15 protein-coding genes and 1 pseudogene are annotated in these 16,007 nt (G+C 71.9%); 8 read left to right on the plus strand and 8 right to left on the minus strand.

Annotated elements, in window-relative coordinates; translation table 11 throughout:
- Positions 1–2 precede the first annotated feature (2 nt).
- Both ACFQ87_RS11425 and ACFQ87_RS11430 read right to left on the minus strand, forming a co-directional pair.
- Positions 3–917 (minus strand): SDR family oxidoreductase, encoded by a 915-nt coding sequence (locus ACFQ87_RS11425; protein ID WP_380610425.1) that lies wholly within the window; start codon positions 915–917, stop codon positions 3–5.
- Positions 918–1,026: 109 nt separating this feature from the next.
- The gene (locus ACFQ87_RS11430; protein WP_380610426.1) at positions 1,027–1,455 is read right to left on the minus strand and encodes a DUF5997 family protein; all 429 of its coding nucleotides are present in this window, start codon (positions 1,453–1,455) and stop codon (positions 1,027–1,029) included.
- Between the two features lie 58 nt (positions 1,456–1,513).
- Here ACFQ87_RS11430 and ACFQ87_RS11435 point away from each other — a divergent pair, with 58 nt between their 5' ends.
- Together ACFQ87_RS11435 and ACFQ87_RS11440 are read left to right on the plus strand one after the other, a co-directional pair.
- Positions 1,514–2,311 carry a LysR family substrate-binding domain-containing protein gene (locus tag ACFQ87_RS11435; RefSeq protein WP_380610427.1) on the plus strand — a complete coding sequence of 266 codons (798 nt, stop codon included), beginning with the start codon at positions 1,514–1,516 and terminating at the stop codon, positions 2,309–2,311.
- 79 nt (positions 2,312–2,390) lie between these two features.
- Positions 2,391–2,972 carry a DUF421 domain-containing protein gene (locus ACFQ87_RS11440; RefSeq protein WP_380610429.1) on the plus strand — a complete coding sequence of 194 codons (582 nt, stop codon included), beginning with the start codon at positions 2,391–2,393 and terminating at the stop codon, positions 2,970–2,972.
- Between the two features lie 34 nt (positions 2,973–3,006).
- Here ACFQ87_RS11440 and ACFQ87_RS11445 read toward each other — a convergent pair whose 3' ends face one another.
- The 5 genes from ACFQ87_RS11445 to ACFQ87_RS11465 form a co-directional block, all read right to left on the minus strand.
- Entirely contained in the window at positions 3,007–3,288 is a 282-nt protein-coding gene (locus ACFQ87_RS11445; RefSeq protein ID WP_380610430.1) for a hypothetical protein, read from the minus strand.
- Positions 3,272–3,448 carry a hypothetical protein gene (locus tag ACFQ87_RS11450; protein WP_380610431.1) on the minus strand — a complete coding sequence of 59 codons (177 nt, stop codon included), beginning with the start codon at positions 3,446–3,448 and terminating at the stop codon, positions 3,272–3,274. The genes ACFQ87_RS11445 and ACFQ87_RS11450 overlap by 17 nt, the downstream gene beginning before the upstream one ends.
- Before the next feature lie 111 nt (positions 3,449–3,559).
- The gene (locus ACFQ87_RS11455; protein WP_380610432.1) at positions 3,560–4,678 is read right to left on the minus strand and encodes a hypothetical protein; all 1,119 of its coding nucleotides are present in this window, start codon (positions 4,676–4,678) and stop codon (positions 3,560–3,562) included.
- 279 nt (positions 4,679–4,957) lie between these two features.
- Positions 4,958–5,680: a rhomboid-like protein gene (locus ACFQ87_RS11460; RefSeq protein WP_380610433.1), complete on the minus strand. Its 723-nt coding sequence runs from the start codon at positions 5,678–5,680 to the stop codon at positions 4,958–4,960.
- Between the two features lie 63 nt (positions 5,681–5,743).
- Complete coding sequence (locus ACFQ87_RS11465; RefSeq protein ID WP_380610434.1) at positions 5,744–7,087, minus strand: cytochrome P450; 1,344 nt, start codon at positions 7,085–7,087, stop codon at positions 5,744–5,746.
- A gap of 244 nt (positions 7,088–7,331) precedes the next feature.
- Between ACFQ87_RS11465 and ACFQ87_RS11470 the strand changes: the two genes are divergently transcribed.
- From ACFQ87_RS11470 to ACFQ87_RS11480, 3 genes are all read left to right on the plus strand, one after another.
- Positions 7,332–7,904: an IS607 family transposase gene (locus tag ACFQ87_RS11470; protein ID WP_380610435.1), complete on the plus strand. Its 573-nt coding sequence runs from the start codon at positions 7,332–7,334 to the stop codon at positions 7,902–7,904.
- Positions 7,901–9,127, plus strand: a complete 1,227-nt coding sequence (locus ACFQ87_RS11475; RefSeq protein ID WP_380610436.1) for an RNA-guided endonuclease InsQ/TnpB family protein — start codon at positions 7,901–7,903, stop codon at positions 9,125–9,127. Before ACFQ87_RS11470 ends, ACFQ87_RS11475 begins: the two co-directional genes overlap by 4 nt.
- 242 nt (positions 9,128–9,369) lie before the next feature.
- Positions 9,370–10,773: an amidase gene (locus tag ACFQ87_RS11480; RefSeq protein ID WP_380610438.1), complete on the plus strand. Its 1,404-nt coding sequence runs from the start codon at positions 9,370–9,372 to the stop codon at positions 10,771–10,773.
- A 24-nt stretch (positions 10,774–10,797) separates the two neighbouring features.
- Here the strand turns inward: ACFQ87_RS11480 and ACFQ87_RS11485 are convergent, their stop codons facing one another.
- On the minus strand, positions 10,798–12,750 hold the full coding sequence (locus tag ACFQ87_RS11485) for an FUSC family protein (RefSeq protein ID WP_380610439.1): 1,953 nt from the start codon (positions 12,748–12,750) through the stop codon (positions 10,798–10,800).
- A gap of 466 nt (positions 12,751–13,216) precedes the next feature.
- Here ACFQ87_RS11485 and ACFQ87_RS11490 point away from each other — a divergent pair, with 466 nt between their 5' ends.
- From ACFQ87_RS11490 to ACFQ87_RS11500, 3 genes and pseudogenes are all read left to right on the plus strand, one after another.
- Entirely contained in the window at positions 13,217–14,293 is a 1,077-nt protein-coding gene (locus tag ACFQ87_RS11490; protein WP_380610440.1) for a phytanoyl-CoA dioxygenase family protein, read from the plus strand.
- Positions 14,275–15,588 (plus strand): DUF6271 family protein, encoded by a 1,314-nt coding sequence (locus tag ACFQ87_RS11495; protein ID WP_380610441.1) that lies wholly within the window; start codon positions 14,275–14,277, stop codon positions 15,586–15,588. Before ACFQ87_RS11490 ends, ACFQ87_RS11495 begins: the two co-directional genes overlap by 19 nt.
- Positions 15,589–15,693: 105 nt before the next feature.
- Positions 15,694–16,007 (plus strand): annotated as a pseudogene (locus tag ACFQ87_RS11500) (type III PLP-dependent enzyme); the annotation flags it as partial.

A 16,007-nucleotide genomic window follows, 5' to 3' on the forward strand; every position in this document is an offset into this window, starting at 1 on the left:
GTTCAGCGGTAGGACTCCGGCGCGGCCGGCCTGCCCGTGTCCTGCACCTCGACCAGGTAGCGCCAGCAGTCCGGGCGGCTGCCGTCCCGGTCGGTGAAGCCGTACTCCTGGGCCAGCTGCCCGCTGGAGAGCGACCGTCCGTTCCAGCGGGCGACCTCCGGGTCGGCGGCCAGCGCGGCGACCGCCCGGCCGACGTAGTACGGGGTCTCAGAGATGCCGAAGTGCGGCTCCCGGGCCACGGCCTCGCGCCAGTTCTCCTCGGTCACACCGAAGTGCTCCAGCATGATCTCGGAGCGCATCCACCCCGGGGTCAGGGCCACGGCGGTGGCGCCGCGCGAGCCCAGCTCGTGGCCCAGGGAGAAGGCCATCCGCAGGACGGAGGCCTTGGCCAGGTCGTAGAAGAAGGAGTTGCGGTAGGTGGCGCGGTTGTACTCCTCCGTGCCGTCCGTCATCTCCACCAACAGGCCGCCCGGGTTCTTCAGCAGCAGCGGCAGGGCGTGGTGGCTGGTGATCGCGTGGGTCTCCACCGCCAGGCGCAGCAGCCGCAGGCCGTCGTCCAGGCTGTGCTCCCAGACCGGGGTGTTCCAGCCGAACAGCTTCTCGCCGCCCCAGATGTCGTTCACCAGGACGTCCAGCCGGCCCTGCTCGGCCTCGATCCGCTCCACCAGGGCGGCCACCTGGGCCGGGACCAGGTGGTCCGTCGGCACCGCGATGCCCCGGCCGCCCGCCGCGGTGACCAACTCGGCGGTGTCCTCGATCGTCTCGGGCCGGTCGTACTCCGAGCGCTGCTCCCGGGTGCTGCGCCCGGTCACGTACACCGTCGCGCCCGCCGCGCCGAGCTCCACCGCGATGCCCCGCCCGGCGCCCCGCGTCGCTCCCGCGACCAGGGCGATCCGACCGTTCAGTGCCGCCGCCATCCGCCTGCCCTCCCGTGTGGATGTGCTCATGGCCGTGCCGGCGCCCGTCCGTGGACGAACGCCGGCACCATCCAAGCGCACGGGTCTGACAAACCGCGCCGGGCGCGCGTCAGCGGGCCTGGGACTCCTTGGCGGCCTTCGCAGCGGCCTCGGCGGCCTCCTTCTCGTGCTTCGCCTTGATCCGGGCGTTCTCCTTGCGGACGTCCACCTGGTTGGCGCGCTCGTGCTGGAGCCAGAGCGGGTTCTCGGCCTTGACGGCCTCGATCTGCTCGGTGGTGAGCGCCTCGGTCACGCCGCCGCGGGCCAGGCCGGAGATCGAGATACCGAGCTTGGCGGCGATCACCGGGCGCGGGTGCGGGCCGTTCTTGCGCAGCTCCTGGAGCCACTGCGGCGGCTCGGCCTGCAGCGCGTTCAGCTCCTCGCGGGAGACCACGCCCTCCTGGAAGTCGGTCGGCGCCGCGGCGAGGTAGATCCCCAGCTTCTTGGCCGCCGTGGCCGGCTTCATGGTCTGGCTGGTCTTCTGCTTGAGCGATGTCATGAGGACAAGGGTAAGGGAGTGCGCGGGCGCTTCCGGTCACGGTCGGTAGCCTTGCCCTGTGACAGACATGCAGGTGAACCCGTCCTTCCGGCTCGCGTACGTCCCGGGCGTGACCCCCGGCAAATGGGCCCGGGTCTGGGTCGAGCGGCTCCCGGACGTCCCGCTCGACCTCGTCGCGGTCCCCTCCGAGGAGGGCGAGCGGACCGTGCGGGAGGGCTCGGCGGACGCCGGGCTGATCCGTCTGCCGGTCGACAAGGACGTGCTCAGCGCGATCCCGCTGTACACCGAGACCACCGTCGTGGTCTTCCCCAAGGACCACTGGCTCGCCGCCGCCGAGGAGGTCACCCTCGACGACCTCGCCGAGGACGTGGTCTTCCACCCGCTCGACGACACCCTCGGCTGGGCCGCCGACGCCCTGCCCGGGCGCCCGGCCATCGAGCGCCCGGCGACCACGGCGGACGCCATCGAGCTGGTGGCGGCCAACGTCGGCGTGCTGCTGGTCCCGCAGTCGCTGGCCCGGCTGCACCACCGGCGGGACCTCACCTACCGGCCGGTGGTGGAGGCGCCGCAGTCGCAGGTCGCGCTGTCCTGGCTGCAGGAGCGGACGACGGACCTGGTGGAGGAGTTCATCGGGATCGTCCGGGGGCGGACGGTCAACAGCTCGCGCGGGCGGGGCACTGGGCAGGCCGCGGCCGTCCCGGCCGCTCAGCCGAAGAAGGCGGCGCCGCGGAAGCCGCAGCAGCAGAAGGCGGGCGGTCAGCAGCGGGCCGGCGGCCAGAAGGGCGGGGCCCAGAAGGGCGGGGCCCGCGGCGGTGCGGCCGCGGCCCGGCGCGGCAAGCCGAAGCGGCGCTCCTAGGTCCCAAACGGCGCCCGTCGCGGGCGCGTGGCGTAGCGTCGGCCCCGTTCCGGACAGTCGCGGTGGGAGGAGCGGGGCCGTGTGGCATGACCTGGTGGTCGTCCAGATTCCGATCGTGGAGAAGATCCTCCGGACGATCGCCGTCTACGTACTGATCCTGATCCTGTTCCGGTTCGCCGGGAAGCGCGGGCTGGCGGGGCTGAACACCTTCGACATGGTGGTCGTGTTCCTGCTCTCCAACGTGGTGCAGAACGCGATCATCGGCAACGACAACAGCCTCCTCGGCGGCGCCATCGGCGCGGTCACCCTGATCGCCGTCAACTCCGCCGTCACGCGCTGGCTCGCCCGCGACCCCCGGGCCGCCCGCGTCCTGGAGGGCGAACCCACCACGGTCGTCCGCGACGGCAAGCTCGTCCCCGGCGCGCTGCACCGCCTGGCGCTGCGCCCGTCCGAACTCGAGCACGCCGTCCGGCTCCAGAACGGCGACGACGTCAGCGACGTGGCCCGCGCCAGGCTGGAACCGGACGGGCAGCTGCTGGTCACCATCCGGGCGGCCGAGCAGAGCGCCACCAAGAGCGATGTCGAGGAACTGCGCGAACGGCTGGAGGCGATCGAGCGCCTGCTGACCAGCATGGCGGCCGGAGGCCGGCCGCCACGCTGACGGCGGACGGGGTCGTCGCCCCGCGACTGCCCCGCTACTGCTCCGAGTTCCGCTCCCGGGTCTTGCGCTGCATCTCCTCCAGCTTGGCCAAGGTCTTGGGGTAAATCGGGGCCTTACTCTCTTCGACATCCTGCGGATTCTGCTGTGCTTGCGGGAGGAGTTCGTCGTACTGGGGGTCCCCCGGCTCGAACTTATGCCAGCCGTCGTAGAAGTACCCCTCCGGGGCCCTTCCGCCGTACCGCTGCCAGATGGTGACGCCATTGGCGTCGAGCATCGGGTTCCCGGTGACATGGTAGCTCTCAGAATGCTCGCTCAAAATACTCCTCCAGAATCTGCGCCGCCTCGCGGTCGCCGTACGTGAATTTGTCCAGCGTCTTGGCGGTCCAGTTGTTGAACGCCTCGGCGAAGTACTCGTGCGGCTGGCGGATGTACGCGTCCAGTTTGTAGCCGATCCGGTCCATGACCTGCTGTTGCACATGCTGCCACTCCGGCTGGCGACTCAAATTGCCATAGGCGTCATCGACCGCGTGCCCGAACTCATGGACAGCAACACTGCTGGGCGTTTCGGCAGTGGAATTGACCAGAAGTCAACGCTGGCCGGGTATATACATACCAGGTATGTAGTCTGCCGGTGAAGTGCCTCCTACCGGGCTGACGCCGGAGAGATGGTAGCCGCCCGGAAGCTGCGTGATGGGCCGGGGGCCGATGCTGATCCCGCCGCCCGGCTCCTCTTTCAGATGCTCCAAGACCTTGTCGAAGATCTCGTCCGGCACGCGTGCCAGCTCCGTTTTCACCTTCGCGATGCTCGGGTGATCTTCAATATACTCAAGCGGCAATTTGCCGGGCATCGGTAGCTCGACCGGTTTGGCATGCTTCGGGCCGCGGGGAGCGCTGTCGCCGGGATGCCCGCGTGGTCCTGTCGCGCCGCCGGCAGCGCCGACGACGATGTCGAGGGGCATGACCGGGCCGGTCTTGAACTCGGCGTCGTAGCCGTAGGTGAGGCCGGCGCCGGTGACCATGCGGCCGGGGAGGGAGTCGGCGGCGCCCGCGACCTTGGCGAGGCCGGCCAGGGCGACGGAGGCGTTCTCGGCGCCCTCGGCGGCGTTGGCGACGACGCGGCCGCCGGCGCCGAGGCCGCCGCCGGCGCCGCCCATGATGCCGCCGGTCTCGGCGGAGTCGACGGCCTCCTTGAAGCTGTAGCCGCCGTCGTCGAAGAACTCGACCCGGATCGGCTGGGCGACGGCGAGGTCGACGGTGATGGCCTCGACGGCGCCGAACGCGGCGCCGACCAGGACGGTGGCGGCGATGGTGGCGATGGTCTCGGAGACGGTGACACCCAGGCCGGCGGCGGTGGCGACGATGGCGGCTGCGGCGCCCGTGGCGATGCCCTCGGAGATGCCGGCGGTGAAGAAGGCGAGGGCGGTGCCGGCGACGAGGGTGGCGCCGACGATCGCGGCTTCCTGTTCGAGTTTCTTGACGGCCTTGTCGACCTCGGTGGCGAAGTCGCGCAGGGCCTTGGCGAGGGCGCGGCAGGCGTCGGCGGTTTCGGGGAGCCAGCCCTTGCCCTTGCCGGCGCTGTCCTTGCCGTCGTAGTACTGGCCCCAGAACTTGCCGAAGGCGTCGATGGCCGGGCCGTGGTTGTTGGCGACGATGGCGGCGGCGGCCTGGTTGGTGGGGACGGTGACGTTGTCGATGGCGGTGGCCATCGCCTCCCAGGCGTCCGCGACCTTGCGGAGCTTGTCGGGTCGGCGTCAGGCCACCACATGCCGGTGAGCTTCTGGACGGCCTTCGCCGCCGTGGACTCACCCACGCGCCGCCCCCGTCCGGAGCTCGTGCTGTTCGCCGCTCACTTTCGGTCCGTCATCCGCCATAGTGCTTCCCCCGTACGTGCTGGCTGATCTGGTACTTGCGGTAATCAGATCGATGCACCGGGTGACGGGGTTTCAATCCGACCCAGTGACATCCGTCACGTTCGCGAGGGTCGATCACCCCTCCGGGCGTGCGGTGGCGGGTGCGTCCGTGCGGTGGCGGGTGGTGGCGGCCGTGGCGGCGGCCAGGGTGAAGCCGAGGGCGGCGGCGAGGAGGTGGCCGACGGTGGTGAACTCGGGGAGCGGGCCGGGCCATGCGTGGTCGCCGCCGAGCGGCCAGGCGAGGACGAAGGCGGCCCAGGGCAGCCGGGCCCAGCGGGGCAGGGCGAGGACCACGAACGCGAGGGCGGCCTGGGCGCCGTAGCTGATGCCGTAGTCCGAGGCCGCCCGCACGCTCTCCGGGTACCAGTCCTGCCGCAGTGCGAGCAGGATGACCAGGGCGGTGATCAGGGTCGCGCCGATGTGCCCGGCGAGGAAGACCGCGGCGGCGCGCAGCGTCCCGTAGCGGCGTTCGGCCCAGGCCAGGCTGACGACGATGCCGAGGCCGAGGGTGATCAGGGTGCCGCCGAAGCCGGTCGAGGTGACGTCGGTGAGCGTGCCGTCGTACAGCAGCGCACTGCCGAACAGGGCCCTGACCGGGTGGTCGTGGAGGTTGTCCAGATTGGTGCTGATGTAGTCCCGTAGGTCGTCGGCCCCCGCGTTGGAGAGCCCGTACTCGACCCAGGCGTGCCCGAGCAGGAGCACGCCGACGTAGACGAACGTCAGCGGTGAGCGGCGCGGGTACGTCCGGACGGCGCGCAGCAGCCCGGTCAGGAGGGCCAGCGGGGATCGAGCGTTCATGCCCGGCACGCTACCGGGCTTTGATCAACACCTGATCTGCGGCACCGCCACCACGGCGGCGGCTCAGCGGCGGGCCAGCGTCGCCGTGAAGGGGCGGGGGGACATCGAGGAGCTGCGGGCGGGGCGGACCGGGCGGCCGGGGGTGGGGGTGACGGTCCAGCGGGCGGCGACGGTGGCGATGGCGAGGGCGGCCTCGGTGGTGCCGAAGGCCTCGCCGATGCAGCGGCGGGCGCCGAGGCCGAAGGGGACGTAGGTGCCGGGGGCGGGGCGGGCGGTGGTGAGCCAGCGGTCGGGGTCGAAGCGGTCGGGGCAGGGGAACAGGTCGGCGCGGCGGTGCAGCAGGTAGGGGCTGAACAGGATGGTGGCGCCGGCCGGGATGCGGTGGCCGCCGAGCTCGGCGTCGGTGGCGACGGTGCGGCTGAGCACCCAGGACACCGGGTAGAGCCGCAGCGTCTCGCTGACGATCCGGGCGGTGAGCGGCAGCGCGGGCAGGTCCTCGTAGCGGGCGGGGCGCCCGTCGAGGACGGTGTCGAGTTCGGCGTTCAGGCGGTCGCGGATGGCCGGGTTGGCGGCGAGCAGGGTCCAGGCCCAGGAGAGGGTGGCGGCGGTGGTCTCCGTCCCGGCCATCAGGAAGGTGACCACCTGGTCGTGGACCTCGGTGTCGGATAGGCCGTTGCCGTTCTCGTCGAGGGCGCTGAGCAGCATGGAGAGCAGGTCGTTGCGGTCGGTGCCGGCGGCGCGGTAGTCGGCGATCAGCCGTCCGGTGATCTCGCGCAGGTTCCGCTCGGCGCGGCGGAAGCGGCGGTTTCCGGGGGTGGGGATCCGGTCGGCGCCGGGGATCGGCAGCATGATGCGCCGGGCGACCCCCCGGGTGACCACGTCCATGCACTCGTGCACGGGCAGCGAGCCGGCCCGTTCGTGGGCGGCGAACAGGCAGCGGGCCGTGACGGCGGTGGTGAGGTGGTACATCGCGGCGGGCACGTCGATCACGTCGCCGTCGCGCCAGTGGGCGGTGGTGCCGGCGATCTCCTCGGCCATCATGGTGGCGTAGCCGGGCAGCCGGTCACGGTGGAACGCGGGTTGCAGCATGCGGCGTTGGCGCCGGTGGTCGGCGGCGGGGCAGGTGGCGAGGCCGTTGCCGAAGGCCTCGCGGGCCTTGTCGATGATGACCCCGCCCTTGTCGTAGGTGCGGTCCTCGGTGAGCAGCCGGCGCACCAGGTCGGGGTGGCAGGCCACGTACGCGTCGAGCGGGCCGAGCCGGAGTCTGACCAGGTCGCCGTGGGCGGCCAGGCCGGCCATGAAGCCGAAGGGGCGGTGGAGGAAGGCGGGGACGTGGCCGAGCAGGGGGAGCGCGCCGGGGGCGGTGGCCGAGGTGTATCGGGCGGTCGGGTGGTACTGGGTGGTCACGGGCGTCACCTCGGGTGGGGGATGGCCGGATCGATGGGCGATCGGGATCTTTCCCGGGGCCCGCGGGCGAAACGGTTCGCGACCGGCGGGTGGGGTGGACGCGGGGGCGCATGCCGAACGCCCGTGCGCCGTCCGGTGTTTGCCGGATCGCGGTAGGGCCGCCGGGGGCGAGCCCTGGCGTGGGGCTTGAAACTGATGAGTAGTTCCTCAGTGATTCTCAGTGCTCCTTTGTTACGGTCTTCCCATGCGACTCAGTGATTGGGCACGCATTCAGGGCGTGCACTATCAGACCGCCTGGAAGTGGGCGCGCGAGAACAAGATGCCCGTACCAGTGGTCAAGACGGCCACGGGCCGGTACCTCGTCCTCACACAGGGCGAACAGTCCGCCGGGGGCGCCGCGTTGTACGCGCGGGTGTCGTCGGTGGACCAGAAGCCGGACCTTGACCGGCAGGTCGCCCGGCTGACCGAATGGGCAACCGGAAACAAGCTGCCCGTGGTCAAAGTGGTCTCCGAGGTCGGCTCGGCGCTCAACGGTGCCCGGCCCAAGCTCAAGCGGCTGCTCGCAGATCCGGACGTCTCCGTGATCGTGGTCGAGCACCGTGACCGGCTGGCCCGGTTCGGCGTGGAGTACATCGAGGCCGCACTGTCGGCGCAGGGCCGTACCGTGCGGGTCGTGGATGACGGTGAGGTCGAGGACGATCTGGTGCGCGACATGACCGATGTCCTCACCTCGTTCTGCGTGCGCCTGTACGGCCGCCGTGCCGCCCGCAACCGGGCGAAGAAGGCCCTCGCCGCAGCGGCGCAGGACGCTGGGTGAGCCACAAGCAGGGCCTGCGGTACGAGCTCGCCCCCGATGCCGGGCAGGCCGTCCTGATGGGGCGGCACTGCGGGCTGTCGCGGGTGGTGGAGAACTTCTGCCTGGAGACCGTCCGCAAGAAGTGGGCGCAGCGCAAGGCGGAGGAGACCTACGGCATCACCGGCGACCAGCTGACCAGGGTTCCGTGGTCGGCGCCGGCGCCGGCGCTGGAGGCGGAGTGGCGTGCCAGGCATCCGGAGCTGTTCCCGTGGTTCGGTGAGGGCAAGTTGTCCTCCCGGATACCGAAGGAAGCGTGTCGGGTGCGGGCGGCCGGGTTCTCCAACTACCTGAAGTCCAAGCAGGGCAAGCGTAAGGGGCAGCGGATGGGCTTCCCGACGTGGCGCAAACGCAAGGACGGCTCCCGGTTCCGCTGCGACGCGGACCGGGCCAAGCCGCTCGATGCCCGCACGGTCCGGCTGCCGGCGATCGGCGATGTGGTGGTCCGTGAGGACATGTCCTGGCTCACCGGCCGCATGGCCAGCGGGCAGGCTCGCATCCTCGGCGCGACGATCCGCGAGCAGGCCGGGCGGTGGTGGATCTCCTTCCAGGTCGAGGTGGATCGGGACGAGATCAATGAACGCCACCGGGCCGCGGCTGATGCACCGAAGTGCGGAATCGACCTGGGCCTGAAGACGTTCTCCGTCATCCGCAACTGCGACGGCACCCGGGAGGAGATCCACGCGCCCAAGCCGCTCAAGGCCGCGCTGCGCGCCCTGAGGCAGGCCAACCGGAAGCTGTCCAAGTCCACGGAGGGCTCGAAGAACCGGAACAAGGCCGTGCGTCGTGTCGGCCGGCTCCACCTGCGTGTCGCCGACCGGCGCAGGGACTTCCTGTACAAGACCACCACCGGGCTGACGAGAACCAAGTCCGCTATCGCCGTGGAAACCCTACACGTCAAGGGCATGGTCAGGAACCGCAGACTGTCCCGCGCCGTCTCCGACGCCGGATTCGCAGAGTTCGTCCGGCAGCTTGAATGCAAGGCCGACTGGTACGGCTCCCGACTCTGCAAAGCCGACCGCTGGTTCCCTTCCTCCAAGCAGTGCGGGCACTGCCACCGCGTCAACCGCGCCCTGGCCCTCGCCGACCGCGCATGGGTGTGCACCGGATGCGGCACCGTCCACGAACGGGACGACAACGCGGCCCGGAACCTGCTGGAGGCGATGCTCGCCGATCTGACCGTTTGACATCGGAACCCTCGCCGGGAAGTTCCCCGGAGAGGAGAAACGCCTCGTGGAGACCGCGTAAGACCTCACTCTCCAGAGTTGGCTGCGGTCGATGAAGCAGGAAGAGACTCAGCGAGAGAACCGCCGAGAATCACGCAACGGCTATCGGGCGGTGGTGTCGCGTGCCTACACTGCGAACTCTTGTGAGACTACCGGTCAGTACTACCGGGCAGTAGAAGGCCCGGCGGGGAATGGGGAGTTGAATGACCGACGAGCGGGCCCACGCGTTCACCGACGACGCCCTCGGCGCGCACGACGCGGTGGCGCTGGCCGCCCTGGTGCGGGCCGGTGAGGTCAACCCCCGCGAGCTGGTCGCCGCGGCCGTCGCCCGCGCCGGGCGGATCGACGGCGCGCTGCTGCCCGTCGCCCACGCCTCGTACGAACGGCCGCGGATCAGCCGGGAGGGCATCGGCGGCCCGCTCTGGGGCGTGCCGACCTACCTCAAGGACAACGTGGACCTGCGCGGCCTGCCGACCGCCATGGGCAGCGAGGCCTTCCGCGCCCGCCCGGCCCGCCGCAACGCGCGCTTCACCGACCAGTTGCTGTCCACCGGCCTGGCCGTGCTCGGCAAGACCCGGCTGCCCGAGTTCGGCCTCAACGCCTCCACCGAGTTCGCCGCCGCCCAGCCGGTGCGCAATCCCTGGAAGCCCTCGCACTCGGCGGGCGCCTCCTCGGGCGGCTCGGCCGCGCTGGTCGCCGCCGGTGTGGTGCCGATCGCGCACGCCAACGACGGCGGCGGGTCGATCCGGATCCCGGCGGCCTGCTGCGGACTGATCGGCCTCAAGCCCACCCGGGGCCGGCTGGTGACCAACGCCCAGGGCGGCAAACTGCCGATCGACCTGGTCACCGACGGGGTGGTGACCCGCTCGGTGCGCGACACCGCCGCCTTCCTCGCCGCCGCCGAACGTCACCACCACAACCCGAAGCTGCCCCCGCTCGGCCTGGTCGAGGGCCCGGGCGGGCGGGCGCTGCGGATCGGGCTGGTGGTGGACTCGCCGATCGCCAAGACCGACGAGCCGACCCGCCGGGCGGTCGAGGAGACCGCCGCCCGGCTGGAGGCGATGGGCCACCGGGTGGAGCCGACCACCCTGCCCTTCGGCGAGGAGTTCTCCCGCGACTTCCTCTCGTACTGGGGCTACATCGCCTGGGTGATCGCGGTCACCGGCCGGCTGGTGCTCGACCCGAGCTTCCGCAGCGGCAGGCTGGACGGCCTGACCACCGGTCTGCGCCGCCGCTTCCAGGCCGAGTTCCCGCGCACCCCGGGCGTACTGCGCCGGCTGCGCCGGGCCGAGGCTGTGTACGCGGGGATCTTCCGCGACCACGACGCGATCCTCTCCCCGGTGCTCGCCCACACCGCCCCGCCGATCGGCCACCTGAGCCCGAACGTGGCCTTCGACGAGCTGGTCGAGCGGCTGCTGCGCTACGTCGCCTTCACCCCGGTCAACAACGTGACCGGCGGCCCGGGCATCGCGCTGCCCACCGGGGCGGCGCCCGGCGGCCTGCCGATCGGGGTGCACCTGTCGGCCGCGCACGGGCAGGAACGGCTGCTGCTGGAGCTGGCCTTCGCGCTGGAGACGGACCGGCCCTGGCGGCGTATCCAGGACTGACCCGCAGGACTCCGCGACCGGGGGTCAAGGCGCCGCGACCGACCTCGCCGCGTGCACCTCGTGGAGCAGCCGGGCCAGCACGCAGTCCGGCGCCACCGCGTCCGGTTCGGCCGGGGGCAGCGGGGCGCCGGTTCGCAGCGCCGCGGCCAGATCGGTCAGCTCCTGGGTGACGGTGCCGACCTCGGCCGGGGTGGGCACGGGCGCGCCGTGCTCGGCCCGTACCCGGGTGGCGGTGGTGGTGTCCACGATCCGCTCCACCGCGATCACCAGCGGCCACCAGGCCTCCGCCCGGGTACCGACCGGCGGCGGCTCGGTGAGCGCCCGCTGGAACTCGCTGCGCACGGTGGACAGGTCCCGGTAGAGCCGCCGCCGGTAGCGGGCCCGGGCCGGCTCGTCGCGGCCGGGCGCGGTGGTGAAGGCCAGCGACACGTACGAAGCGGTGTCCTGGACGGCGTCGGCCAGCCGGTCGCCGATCCGGGTGTGCCAGGACTCCGGCCACAGCAGGTAGCCGGCCAGCAGCGAGATTCCGCAGCCGATCAGCGAGTCGTAGAGCCGGGGCAGCACCAGGTGGAAGCCCTGGTGGTTGAGCAGGTCGGAGAGCAGCAGGATCACCGGGGTGATCGCCGCGGTCTGGAAGGCGTACCCCTTGGCCGACAGCGCCGGGATCAGCGTGGCCAGCGCCGCCATCACCGGCACGTCCCACCAGCCGTGCGGCACCTCGGCCAGCACCGGAATGGCGATCAGCAGCCCGGCGGCCGTGCCGAGCGCGCGCAGCACCGCGCGGGAGAACACCGAGCCGTAGTCGGGTTTCATCACGAAGGTCACGGTCAGCGTCACCCAGTACGAGCGGGGCACCGCGATCACCGACACCAGCACCTGGGCCAGCCCGATGCACAGCGCCAGCCGCAGTCCGTACCGCCAGGACGCTCCGGACAGCAGCAGCGCCCGGGCCGCCCGCCGGGCCCGGACCTCCAGGGCGGCGGGCCGGCCGAGCCGGTCGTCGGAGGTGTACGGGTCCGGCTCGGCCTCGTGCACCACGGCGGCGGCGTGGCGGATCGCCTCGGCCAGCGCGCGGGTGGACGGGCCGCGCGGTTCGGGCAGGTCGGGCGGGGGTGCGGGGTCGGTGCGGCCCAGCTCGACCGCCGCGGCCAACTCGCGGACGGCGGCCGGGTAGCCGGGCGCCAGCGGGCCGAACTCGGGCGGGCGCAGGTGGACCGCCGAGGCGCCCTCGACCACGGGGATCACCGCGTTGAGCTGGGCGAGCAGCCGGACCAGGGTGGGGGAGCGGCCGTGCTGGCGGGCGCGGCGGGCCAGCAGCAGGTCGTAGGACTGGTTGAGCGAATGGGTGAGCTCGCGCCGCTTGGCGTCGTATCCGGGCGAGCCGGCGGCCTCCAACATTCCGGCGACCGCCCGGTAGGTGTCCGCGACGATCCCGCGTTCGGGCGTGCCGGCGCGCAGTGGCCAGGCCAGCAGGGTCAGGGCGAGCACCAGCAGGCCGCCGAGCAGCAGCAGGGCGGGCGGCAGCCACCAGGGGGAGGGCATCGGCAGGCCGGACCCGACCACGGTGTTGAGCAGCAGGAGCAGTCCGGAGACGGAGGCGACCGCGCCGATCGAGGAGATCATGCCGGAGACCAGCGCGACGACGGTCAGCACCACGACGGCCGTCCAGCCGGAGCCGTACACCTGGGTGCCGACCAGCACCCCGAGGGCGCCGACCAGCTGCGGGACGGCGATGTTGAACACCCGCATCCGGTAGGCGTCGGCGGTGTCCCCGATGACGCCGGACACCGCGCCCAGCGACACCAGCGCGCCGTAGCCGGGCCGCCCGGCGGCGGTGCCGACCGCGATAGGGGCGGCGAGCGCGACCGAGGCGCGGGCCACCGCGGCCCAGGGGATCGGCGTGTCCCGGGGCCGCAGGCCCTCGGTCAGCCAGCCGGGCGGGGCCAGCCGGGTGCGTGCCAGCCGGGTGCGTCCCACAGTCCCAAGCTACGGCGGGCGGGCGGCGCGGGCCCGGCGTGACGGTGCGCTGGGCGCCGGGGTCCACCGCTGCCGGTTATGTCAATTCCCGAAACATACCCGTCCTTATGTCGGTCCCCGAAACATAAAGCGAACCGCGAGAGCCGCCGTGAACTGCGCTGATTTCCCAATCGGCAACCCGCGGGAAAGGGTTGACACCATTAGTTGGTCTAGTCCAACGTATGGGGGGTGCGGTTCGGCGGAGGCTGATGCGGGATGAGAGGCCCTGCCGGACGGGAGAGTTGACCCTCCTGGCATGCGCTGCCCCGTGCTCGCGGACCGAGGCGACGGGGAGTGCATGCGGACGGGCGTCCGGTCCGCGCACCGAATTCCCCTTCCGGTCGAACGACCGGCCGTCGGCTCGCCGTGCCCGCACCGGGCGCCCGGGGAAGCGCCGCATCGACCACGAACCATGGAGTGACCGCCCATGCCGAGCCCTGACGAACAACAACAGGAATATCTGTACCGGGCCGCCTCGCCGCGCCCCTACTTCAGCGCCGACACCGAGAGCTACCTCGCCCGCACCGCCCTGCGCGAACTGCGCAAGGAGCGCCCGCTGCGGGTGCTCTCCGAGCAGGACTACGCGCACTGGCAGACCTACGGCTACGTCGTGGTGAGGCAGGCGATCCCGGCCGAGGCCGCCGAGCGCCTGCTCGACTTCGCCTGGGACTTCCAGGGCCTGTCGCCCGACCGGCCCGAGGAGTGGTACCGCGAGCGCGACTACCGCGACGAACTCGACCAGCACCTGCACATCTACGGCTTCGTCGAGGCCTACCACCACCAACTCATCTGGGACAGCCGCCAGTCACAGCGCGTCTACGACGCCTTCGTGGACGTGTGGGACTGCGAGGAGCTCTGGGTCACCCTCGACCGGCTCAACCTCAACCCGCCGAACGTCCGCAACCGCGACCGCGCGCTCATCGAACCCACCGACAAGGGCTTCGACATCGAACTGCACTGGGACGTCGACACCACCCGGGGCATGCTGCCGCAGCGCGTCCAGGGCATCATCGCGCTCAACGACACCGAACCCGACCACGGCGGCTTCCAGTGCGACCCGGAGCTGTTCCGCCGCTTCAACGCGTGGCAGGCCGCCCAGCCCGCCGACCGCGACCCGATCCGACCGGCCGTCGACCGCGACGAGTTCCCGGTGATCCGGCCCGAGTTGAAGGCCGGCGACCTGCTGATCTGGAACGGCTTGCTGGCCCACGGCGTCGCCCGCAACACCTCGGCCGACGGCGTGCGCGCCGTGCAGTACCTGTCGATGATGCCCGCCCTGGAGGAGGCCGAGCCGCTGCGCCGCTCCCGGGTCGAATCCTGGCGCACGCTCAGCACCCCGGACTGGAACCGCACCCTGGTCGGGGACGCCGACAAGCCCGAGGCGCTGCGCTACGGGCCCGCCGAACTGACCGAACTGGGGGAGAAGTTGCTCGGCCTGCGGTCCTGGACCGGCGATACCTTCGAGGAGCCCACGGGGGAGCGGGAATGCGCGCCGTCTGCCTGACCCTGCCCACCAACCGCGAGTGCGCGGGCACCATCACTGCGATCGGCGCCGAAGCCGCCTACGCCGTGCGGCGGTTCGGCGTCCAGGTGCACCTGCTGGTGCTCGACTCCGCCGACCCGCAGGACCACCGGCGCCACGCCGAGGCCGTCGCCGCGTTGCCGCCGGTCGAAGGCGTGGTCGTCCACCACCTGGACGAGGCGGCCCAACGCGCCTTCCTACGCGCGGCGATCGACCGCTCCGGCCTCGCCGGGCCGGACAAGCTGCTCGACCTGATGCTGCCCGACGCCGTCTCCTACGGTGCCTGCACCAACCGGGCCTTCCTGCTGGCCGCCGCGCTCGGCTGCACCTCGGTGCACCGCCGCGACTCCGACAGCCGCTACCAACTGCTCGACGGCGAACCGGTGTTCCCGATCGAGCACGAGCTCGCCACGATCGGCGCCAAGGCCGCCGACGCGGCCGCCGCCGTCACCGGGCACACCCTCGACCCGGCGCACGCCGACAAGCCCGTCGCCCTGGTCGGCGCCTCCTTCATCGGCGAACTCTCCGTCGACCTCGGCGAGATCCACGACCTCGACCCCGAGGTCTACCACGACGTGGTCGCGCTCTGGGCACCCGGCGCGGCCACCGAGGACCAGAAACGCGAACTCGTCGCCGAGTCCTTCATCGGCGCCGGCACCGAGCCCTTCACCGCCGACCGCGCCGTGCTCGACCGGCCCGACATCTGGCGGATCGACATGTGCAACATCGCCCTCGACCACGAGGTGTACGAGCGCGTCCCGCTGCCGCCCGCCACCGACACCATCGGCAGCGACTACTTCCTGCACCACCTGGTGTACGACGCCACCCTGCCCGGGGTCACCCACAACCGGCACATCGTCAACTACTACACCCCGGAACGCCGCACCGGCTCCGGCTTCACTGCCTACCAGGAGCGCTACGCCAAGTTCCTGCTCTCCATGCTCTACCTCTACCCGGTCTACTCCGAGATGGAGCTGGCCGGTGACACCCTGCTCGACGAGCGGCACCGCGTCCGTCCCGAGGTGATCGCCGACTGCGCCCGCCGCAGCGCCGCGACGGACCGCACCGAGAACCACCGGCGGCTCGCCGAACTCGACCGCTGCTACCGCCGACTCGGTGGGAAGTACGCCGAGTTCGCCGACCACCTGGCGCCCCGACGGGCGCGTCTGCTCGACGAGGCGCAGGCGGACATCGAGGACTTCGCGCTGCTGATCGACGCGTGGGGCCCGCTGGTGCGGGCGAGCAGAGCCACCTCCACCGAACGGCTGCCGCGCTAGCGGACCGGGAGTTCATCCGTGATACGTCAGACCACCGACCCGCGCCACCAGGCCGACGGCTGCGGAACCGGCGCCCGGCACCCGGGCCACCGCGCCCCGACCGCCGTGCACGCCGACGCCACGCCCCGCCGCGACCCGCACGGCCACACCGCCCTGCGCGCCGCGCTCGCCGCCGCCGCCGAGGACACCCTGATCTACGACCTGGACGGCATCGGCCGCCAGTACACCGCTCTGTGCGCCGAACTGCCCGGCGTCGCCGTCCGGTTCGCGATGAAGGCCTGCCCGGTCGACGGGGCGCTCGACCACCTCGCCCGGCTCGGCTCCGGCTTCGACGCGGCCTCCCCGCAGGAGATCGCCCAGGCGCTGCGCACCGGGGTCGCCCCCGAACTGATCCACTACGGCAACACCGTCAAGTCCGA

This window comes from Kitasatospora sp. NPDC056531, from assembly GCF_042794375.1.
Classification (GTDB): domain Bacteria; phylum Actinomycetota; class Actinomycetes; order Streptomycetales; family Streptomycetaceae; genus Kitasatospora.

Bases quoted from the DNA above. Each gene is read 5' to 3' on its own strand.
- ACFQ87_RS11425 (WP_380610425.1), bottom strand. From the start codon at position 917: ATGGCGGCGGCACTGAACGGTCGGATCGCCCTGGTCGCGGGAGCGACG.
- ACFQ87_RS11430 (WP_380610426.1), bottom strand. From the start codon at position 1,455: ATGACATCGCTCAAGCAGAAGACCAGCCAGACCATGAAGCCGGCCACG.
- ACFQ87_RS11455 (WP_380610432.1), bottom strand. From the start codon at position 4,678: ATGGCCACCGCCATCGACAACGTCACCGTCCCCACCAACCAGGCCGCC.
- ACFQ87_RS11460 (WP_380610433.1), bottom strand. From the start codon at position 5,680: ATGAACGCTCGATCCCCGCTGGCCCTCCTGACCGGGCTGCTGCGCGCC.
- ACFQ87_RS11470 (WP_380610435.1), top strand. From the start codon at position 7,332: ATGCGACTCAGTGATTGGGCACGCATTCAGGGCGTGCACTATCAGACC.
- ACFQ87_RS11480 (WP_380610438.1), top strand. From the start codon at position 9,370: ATGACCGACGAGCGGGCCCACGCGTTCACCGACGACGCCCTCGGCGCG.
- ACFQ87_RS11490 (WP_380610440.1), top strand. From the start codon at position 13,217: ATGCCGAGCCCTGACGAACAACAACAGGAATATCTGTACCGGGCCGCC.
- ACFQ87_RS11495 (WP_380610441.1), top strand. From the start codon at position 14,275: ATGCGCGCCGTCTGCCTGACCCTGCCCACCAACCGCGAGTGCGCGGGC.